9 protein-coding genes and 1 pseudogene are annotated in these 7360 nt (G+C 64.4%); 6 read left to right on the top strand and 4 right to left on the bottom strand.

What is annotated here, in order from left to right:
- Window positions 1-42 precede the first annotated feature (42 nt).
- Window positions 43-210 (bottom strand): annotated as a pseudogene (locus ACFPU0_RS12055) (NADP-dependent oxidoreductase); the annotation flags it as partial.
- Window positions 211-413: 203 nt separating this feature from the next.
- Here ACFPU0_RS12055 and ACFPU0_RS12050 point away from each other — a divergent pair.
- A complete protein-coding gene (locus tag ACFPU0_RS12050) occupies window positions 414-1175 on the top strand; it encodes an SDR family oxidoreductase (RefSeq protein ID WP_377693232.1) in 762 nt (253 codons plus the stop codon).
- Between the two features lie 121 nt (window positions 1176-1296).
- Here the strand turns inward: ACFPU0_RS12050 and ACFPU0_RS12045 are convergent, their stop codons facing one another.
- Together ACFPU0_RS12045 and ACFPU0_RS12040 are read right to left on the bottom strand one after the other, a co-directional pair.
- Window positions 1297-2511 carry a benzoate/H(+) symporter BenE family transporter gene (locus ACFPU0_RS12045; protein ID WP_377693230.1) on the bottom strand — a complete coding sequence of 405 codons (1215 nt, stop codon included), beginning with the start codon at window positions 2509-2511 and terminating at the stop codon, window positions 1297-1299.
- Window positions 2511-3128 carry a LysE family translocator gene (locus ACFPU0_RS12040; RefSeq protein WP_377693229.1) on the bottom strand — a complete coding sequence of 206 codons (618 nt, stop codon included), beginning with the start codon at window positions 3126-3128 and terminating at the stop codon, window positions 2511-2513. Before ACFPU0_RS12040 ends, ACFPU0_RS12045 begins: the two co-directional genes overlap by 1 nt.
- Before the next feature lie 147 nt (window positions 3129-3275).
- On the opposite strand from ACFPU0_RS12040, the gene ACFPU0_RS12035 reads away from it, so the two are divergent.
- Complete coding sequence (locus ACFPU0_RS12035; RefSeq protein WP_377693228.1) at window positions 3276-3905, top strand: hypothetical protein; 630 nt, start codon at window positions 3276-3278, stop codon at window positions 3903-3905.
- Here ACFPU0_RS12035 and ACFPU0_RS12030 read toward each other — a convergent pair.
- On the bottom strand, window positions 3902-4357 hold the full coding sequence (locus ACFPU0_RS12030; RefSeq protein WP_377693226.1) for a MarR family winged helix-turn-helix transcriptional regulator: 456 nt from the start codon (window positions 4355-4357) through the stop codon (window positions 3902-3904). The genes ACFPU0_RS12035 and ACFPU0_RS12030 overlap by 4 nt on opposite strands.
- A gap of 82 nt (window positions 4358-4439) precedes the next feature.
- On the opposite strand from ACFPU0_RS12030, the gene ACFPU0_RS12025 reads away from it, so the two are divergent.
- From ACFPU0_RS12025 to ACFPU0_RS12010, 4 genes are all read left to right on the top strand, one after another.
- On the top strand, window positions 4440-5606 hold the full coding sequence (locus ACFPU0_RS12025) for a PLP-dependent aminotransferase family protein (protein WP_377693225.1): 1167 nt from the start codon (window positions 4440-4442) through the stop codon (window positions 5604-5606).
- A gap of 18 nt (window positions 5607-5624) precedes the next feature.
- Complete coding sequence (locus tag ACFPU0_RS12020; protein WP_377693224.1) at window positions 5625-6227, top strand: glutathione S-transferase family protein; 603 nt, start codon at window positions 5625-5627, stop codon at window positions 6225-6227.
- Between the two features lie 446 nt (window positions 6228-6673).
- Window positions 6674-6880, top strand: a complete 207-nt coding sequence (locus ACFPU0_RS12015) for a hypothetical protein (RefSeq protein WP_377693223.1) — start codon at window positions 6674-6676, stop codon at window positions 6878-6880.
- A gap of 124 nt (window positions 6881-7004) precedes the next feature.
- Window positions 7005-7360 (top strand): transposase (locus tag ACFPU0_RS12010; RefSeq protein WP_377693222.1); only part of this gene is annotated, 356 nt, incomplete at its 3' end.

Below are 7360 nucleotides of genomic sequence, written 5' to 3'. Positions count from 1 at the left end.
GCTCGCGGTGCGCTGCCTCGCCGGCAGCGCACCTCCGTTGCATCAGCGCACTTTCAGCACCAGTTTCCCGACGTTCTCCCCGCTGAACAGCTTGCCCAGGGATTCCGGGACGCTTTCCAGTCCCGTCACCACCTCTTCCTTGCTCTTCAGCTCGCCGCTGGCCAGCCAGCCGGCGATGTCCTCGACCGCTTCGCCGAAGCGTGGCGCGTACCTCCGTGCCTCTTCCACAAATGGCGGCACTCGTCGACCACTGCTGGAAGCGAATGGGCCGTCATGAGCACCAATGATTCCGCGGTTGTCCATTCATCATCGAACTGGATGGCGTATCCACCAGAGCCTTGATGATGCTGACGACCGGGGGCGGACACTGACTAGACTGCGCCGCAGTTCCCATTCCCATCGAGGATGCACAGATGAGCATGAAATTCTCCGGCCAGGTCGCCCTGGTGACCGGCGCAGGCAACGGAATCGGTCGCGCCACCGCCCTGGCGTTCGCCGCCGAGGGCCTGAAGGTGGTGGTATCCGATGTGGACGCCGCCGGTGGCGAAGGCACGGTCGAGCAGATCCGCGCCGCTGGCGGAGACGCCTGCTTCATCCGCTGCGACGTGACTCGCGACGCCGAGGTCCGGGCGCTGATGGAGGGCGTCGTGGCTGCCTACGGCCGCCTGGACTACGCCTTCAACAACGCCGGAATCGAGATCGAGAAGGGCAAGCTGGCCGAGGGTAGCGAGGCGGAGTTCGACGCCATCATGGGCGTCAACGTGAAGGGTGTCTGGCTGTGCATGAAGTACCAGATTCCGCTGCTGCTGGCCCAGGGCGGCGGCGCCATCGTCAATACCGCTTCGGTGGCGGGCCTGGGCGCCGCGCCGAAGATGAGCATCTATGCCGCCTCCAAGCACGCGGTGATCGGCCTGACCAAGTCGGCGGCCATCGAGTACGCGAAGAAGCAGATTCGGGTGAACGCGGTATGCCCGGCGGTGATCGACACCGACATGTTCCGCCGCGCCCACGAGTCCGACCCGAAGAAGGGCGAATTCGCCGCCGCCATGCACCCGGTGGGGCGCATCGGCAAGGTGGAAGAGATCGCCGCGGCGGTGCTCTACCTCTGCTGCGACGCGGCGGGCTTCACCACCGGCCATGCCCTGGCGGTGGATGGCGGCGCGACGGCGATCTGATATCGACGTGGATAGCGCTTTTCATATCCACCGGCGGTCTTCGGCTTGACCTCGTTGGTGGACCGATGAAGCGTGGTCCACCCTACAAAAGCACAAGAAAGGCGCCTTCCGGCGCCTTTCTTCATTTTTCCCTGCCGGTGTCCGTATTGAGGATCACCAGGGTCAGCACCCCGGCGATCAGGCCCCAGAAGGCCGAACCGATGGACAGCAGGGTCATGCCCGAGGCGGTGACCATGAAGGTGATCAGCGCCGCCTCGCGCTCCCTGGGCTCCTGCATGGCGGCGGTCAGGCCATTGCTGATGGAGCCGAACAGCGCCAGGGCGGCGATGGACAGCACCAGCTCCTTGGGCAGCGCGGCGAAGAGCGCCGCCAGGGTGGCGCCGAAGGTGCCGGCGATGCCATAGAAGATCCCGCACCAGACCGCGGCCGTGTAGCGCTTGCTACGGTCTTCGTGGGCGTGGGGGCCGGTGCAGATGGCCGCGCTGATGGCGGCCAGGTTGATGCCGTGGGAACCGAAGGGGGCCAGCAGCAGGGAGGCGATGCCGGTGACCGAGACCAGCGGCGAGGCCGGCACCTGGTAGCCGTCGGCGCGCAGCACGGCGATGCCGGGGATGTTCTGCGAGGCCATGGCCACCACGAAGAGCGGGATGCCGATGCTGATCACCGCCGTGACGGAGAATTCCGGCGTGGTCCAGACCGGCTCGGCCAGGGCGAATTCGAAGCCACCGAAGTCCAGCAGGCCCAGCGCCGCCGATACGCCGCAGCCCACCAGCAGCGCCACCAGCACCGCGTAACGCGGCTGCAGGCGCTTGAACAGCAGGTAGCTGAAGAACATCGCCAGCACCAGGGTGGTGCGGTGCTGGGCGGCGATGAAGATCTCGCTGCCGATCTTGAACAGGATGCCGGCCAGCAGGGCTGCCGCCAGCGAGGCGGGCAGGCGGCGCATCAGGCGCTCGAAGCCGCCGGTCAGGCCCACCAGGGCGAGCAGGGCGGCGCAGACGATGAAGGCGCCGATGGCCTCGCCGTAGCTCACCCCCGGCAGGCTGGTGATCAGCAGGGCGGCACCCGGCGTGGACCAGGCGACCACTATGGGCGTGCGGTAGCGCAGCGACAGGCCGATGGTGGTCAGCGCCATGCCGATGGACAGGGCCCAGATCCAGGAGGAGATCTGCGCGTTGTCGAGGCCCGCCGCCTGGCCGGCCTGGAACATCAGCACCAGGGAGCTGGTGTAGCCGGTGAGCATGGCGATGAAGCCCGCCACCACGGCGGAAGGCGAGGAGTCCGCCAGGAGACGCAGGCGTGGCAGGTTGGCCGGGGTTTCCGAACTGGGTTGCATCAGATCTTTCCGTTGACGTCGACCAGGATGGGATAGAGCGAGGCCACCAGCAGCAGGGCCATGCCGATGTTGAACAGGCGCAGTATGCGCGGTTCGGACAGCCAGCGGCGCAGCAGACTGCCGGCCACCGTCCAGAGGCCGACGCTGGGGCAGTTGATCAGGGCGAAGAGCGCCGCGATCAGCACCACGTTGACCACGAAGTTCTCCTGCGGGGTGTAGGTGGTGATGGCGCCTATGGCCATTACCCAGGCCTTGGGGTTCACCCACTGGAACGCCGCGGCCTGGAGAAAGGTGAACGGCTTGGGACGCTTCTCGGCGCCGTCCGCATCCGGCGCCCCGGAACCGGCGATCTTCCAGGCCAGGTAGAGCAGGTAGGCGGCGCCGAGGTAGCGCAGCAGGGTGTAGAGCGCCGGCACCTGCTGGAACACCTGGGCCAGGCCGAGACCCACGGCGATCACCAGCACCATGAAGCCCAGGCTGATGCCGAGCATGTGCGGCAGGCTGCGGCGCACCCCGAAGTTCACCCCGGAGGCGAGCAGCATCATATTGTTGGGGCCGGGTGTCACCGAGGTGACGAAGGCGAAGAGGACGAAGGCGAAGATCAGTTCCAGGCTCATGGCGGTCACCTTGTGTTGTGCCCGCAGACTAAGGCCAGGTGCCTTGCAACGTCCCGATACAGCAATGCGCGGGTTGAGCATTACAGTCGGTTGGCACCCCGGGGTTCAGCGGCTACTGTGATGCTTTTGCAGCTCGGAGTGATGCCCATGGACGAGAATCCCTACGCCGCCCCCAGGGTGGACCTGGTGGAGGACAGGGGGCCGCGGCAGATGCGCGGCTGGACGCCCGGCAACCTCAGGTTGCTGGCGTGGCTGAGCCTGGTCAGCGCGGTGGGCACCCTGATCCTTACCGGCCTTGCGGTGGCTGCCGGCGCCACCGAGGACCCGCGGATGGCCAGCCTGACCGACTGGTTCGGCGTGGCCCTGACCCTGCTCGGCTGCTATCTGCTGATCCGTCTCAAACTGTTCGCCGAAGCGCGGTTCTCCGGGGAAGGACTGGCGCCGCCGGTCTGGGCGGTGATCATGGTCAGCCTGGCGATCGAGGTGCTGGATTTCTTCATGGGCGACGCCAGCTCCCAGCCGGGCTGGCCGATGCTGTTCTACTTCGGGGTGATTGCCGTGCTCGGTGCCCTGACCGCCTGGCTCGGGGTGAGGCTGCTCAAGGTACAGAACGTCTATCCGGCGTTCCGGATCATGGCCTGGCTGGATGTGGTGGGTGGCATCATGATGGCTACCATCGTCCTGATGATGCTGGGCCTGCTGCCGTTGATCGCGGCCAATCTGGCCATGGTGCTGGTGTTCTTCCGTGCCGCGCGCGAGTTGCAAGCGGCTTCCTAGCCTTCGGCGGCGTCACTCTGCCGTGCGGTGCACAGCGCCTGGTTGACCGCCAGCCAGCCGCGCACCGCTTCTTCCCCGGCCTCGCCGAAGGCGCGTTGCAGCAGGCGCGCCTGCTCCCGGCGCAGGGCCTGTTCCAGCCTGGCCCCTTCGGCAGTGAAACCGAGCAGGCGCTTGCGCTTGTCATCGCTCGCCGCCGCGCTCTCCACCAGTTTCATTTCGATCAGCTGCCGCAACGGGGTGTTCAGCGCCTGCTTGGTCACCCCCAGGTAGCCGAGCAGCTCCTTGACGCTGAGCCCCGGATACTTGGCGATGAAAAACAGGATGCGGTGATGCACCCGCGACAGGCCGCGGCGGGCGAGGATTTCGTCAGGCTTGCCGGTGAAGGCCTGGTAGCCGAAGAAGAAGGCTTCCATGGCGGCCTGCTGGATGGCGGGATTTTTCAGGTCAAGCATATTGACGTTTCTGTCGCGGTCGTCGTAGTTTCGGTCAAGCAGTTTGACTCAATTTTCTCGCCTCCGCACCCGGTGACAATCCATGGCCTTCTCCGAACGCATCGCCCGCCTGAAAAGCTCCCTGATCCGCGAAATCCTTGCCGCCGCCCAGCGTCCGGAAGTGATGTCCTTCGCCGGAGGCCTGCCAGCCGAGCCGATGCTGCCCAAGGTGGATTGGGCCGAGATGCCGGCGAGCATGGGGCAGTACGGCATGAGCGAGGGCGAGCCGGCGCTGCGTGAGGCCATCGCCGCCGAGGCACGCGCCCTGGGGGTGCCCTGCGAGGCGAGCCAGGTGCTGATCGTCAGCGGCTCCCAGCAGACCCTGGACCTGGCTTCCAAGCTGTTCATCGATCCGGGCACCGAAGTGCTGCTGGAAGCGCCCACCTACCTGGCGGCACTGCAGGCCTTCCAGCTGTTCGGCGCCGATTGCATCGCCGTGCCCCAGGAAGCCGACGGTCCCGAGATCGCAGCGCTGCGCCAGCGCCTGGAGCAGCACAAGCCGGCCTTCGCCTATCTCATCCCGACTTTCCAGAATCCGTCCGGCACCCGCTACAGCGAGACCAAGCGCGACGCGGTCGCCGCGCTGCTGGACGAATTCGGCGTGACCCTGATCGAAGACGAACCCTACCGTGAACTGGTGTTCGACGAGGGCAGCGCCACGCCCATCGTCACCCGCCTGAAGAAGGCCAGCTGGATCTACACCGGCACCGTCTCCAAGACCCTGCTGCCGGGCCTGCGCGTGGGCTTTTTGATCGCCACCCCGGACCTGTTCCCGCACCTGCTGCGCCTGAAGCAGTCGGCCGACCTGCACACCAACCGCATCGGCCAGTGGCAGGCGCTGCAATGGTTCGGTACCGAGCAGTACCGTGAGCATCTGGCCGAGCTGCGCGACTTCTACCGTGTCCGTCGTGATGCCATGCAATCCGCGCTGGAGGAACACTTTGGCGAGCTGGCCACCTGGGAAATCCCCCAGGGCGGGCTGTTCTTCTGGCTGACCCTGAAGCAGCCGCTGGATACCCGCACCCTGCTGAAACCGGCACTGGAACAGAACGTCGCCTTCATGCCGGGCGAGCCGTTCTTCATCGATCCGGACAAGCATCCGGGCCACCTGCGGCTGAACTTCAGCCACGTAGCACCCGAGCGCCTGGGCGAAGGCCTGAAGCGGCTCGCGGGTGTCATCCGTCAGGCCCGGGCAGCCGAAGCTGCCTGACCACGGAGGAGGGATGCGATGTACAAGGTTTACGGCGACTACAAGTCCGGCAACTGCTACAAGATCAAGCTGATCCTCAACCTGCTCGGCCTGCCGTATCAGTGGATCCCGGTGGACATCCTCAAGGGCGAGACCCAGAGCCCCGAGTTCCTGGAGAAGAACCCCAACGGCAAGATCCCGGTGCTGGAGCTGGAAGACGGCACCACGCTCTGGGAATCCAACGCCATCCTGAATTTCCTCGCCGAAGGCAGCGACCTGCTGCCCGCCGAGCCGCGCCTGCATACCCAGGTGCTGCAGTGGCAGTTCTTCGAGCAATACAGCCACGAGCCCTATGTCGCCGTGGCGCGCTTCATCCAGCTCTACCAGGGCATGCCGGAAGATCGCCTGGAGGAGTACAAGGTCTGCCAGGTGCGCGGGCACAAGGCGCTGAAAGTGATGGAGCAACAGCTGCAGCGCACGCCGTACCTGGTGGGAGACCAGTATTCCATCGCCGATATCGCCCTCTACGCCTACACCCATGTGGCCCATGAGGGGGGCTTCGACCTGTCCGGCTACCCGGCCATCCTCGCCTGGCTGGGCCGCGTGGCCAGCCATCCGCGGCATGTCGGCATGCTCGACTGACGACAGAAGGACAGAGGAAGCCGGCGCTAGCCGGCTTTTTTGTTTCGCCTGTCTACGTGAATGACTTTTCCTGGTTTCTGGCTGGCTTTTCAGAAAGGCTCCAGACCGCATGTTCTTGAACAAACGACAATGCGATGGTGTGGCGACCTTGAAACTACTGAGGTCGGTTGATATGTCCCGTTGTCCTGAAATTCATCACCTGAGACTGAATCTTGCGAGCGAGAGAGCGGTTGAGGAGATTAGACGCAAGATTGTCGCAGCGAATCTGGGCGCTAGTGCTATGGCGGGAGGTGTTGTTCTGCAGATATTCGCCAGAAATGGCACTCTGCAGTCCGCCTACAGCATTTCACAAACCGATTGGCAGCTCTTTTCCAGTGCGATGTTCTCCTGGCATTGGATATTGAGGCGTGAAATCGAGAGCATTGCGAACTTACAGGAGCTGGATCATGCAAACGATCCGGCCCAGCGAAATTTCTGGAGGGCCGTCGGCAATGGCTGCCAACTTTAGGATTTGGTTTGCTGTCATTCTTGCGGCTCTTCCGATTCATGTGATTTCCGCCGAGCCACGGAATGATAAAAAACAGCTCGTCGATTTAATCGACGAGCAGCTTGAGGTGGCGACTTCTGCGGCTGAGGCCCGAGCTGCGATTTGATCGTGTCCCGGGAAGTGGTGTAACTGAGGTCTAGCCGAAGCGCCGTCAGGCGTAAGAGGAAGGCCATCGTGGTTCTTGGTTAAGGTTGAGTTTGCAGACCTAACCACTCATCAAGGCAACCACGATGACCCAGAGCACTATCGCATTGAGCGAGCTTGCCGAGAAAGGGGCAGATACCGATCTGCTCAAGCACATGATCCAGTTCGTTGCCCAGCGCATGATGGAACTGGATGTCGAGGCGCTGTGTGGCGCCGGTTTCGGCGTCAAAAGCAACGAACGGAGCAACAGCCGTAACGGCTACCGGGATCGCCTGTGGCAGACCCGCGCCGGCGATGTCGAGCTGCGCATCCCCAAGTTGCGTCAGGGCAGCTACTTCCCACCCTTCCTGGAGCCGCGTCGCACCGCCGAGAAGGCGCTCGCAGCGGTGATCCAGGAAGCCTACGTGCAAGGCGTCTCGACCCGCTCAGTGGATGAGCTGGT

The organism is Pseudomonas sp. GCM10022186, assembly GCF_042656385.1.
Classification (GTDB): Bacteria; Pseudomonadota; Gammaproteobacteria; order Pseudomonadales; family Pseudomonadaceae; genus Metapseudomonas.
This window is presented reverse-complemented; position numbering and strand designations above follow the sequence as displayed.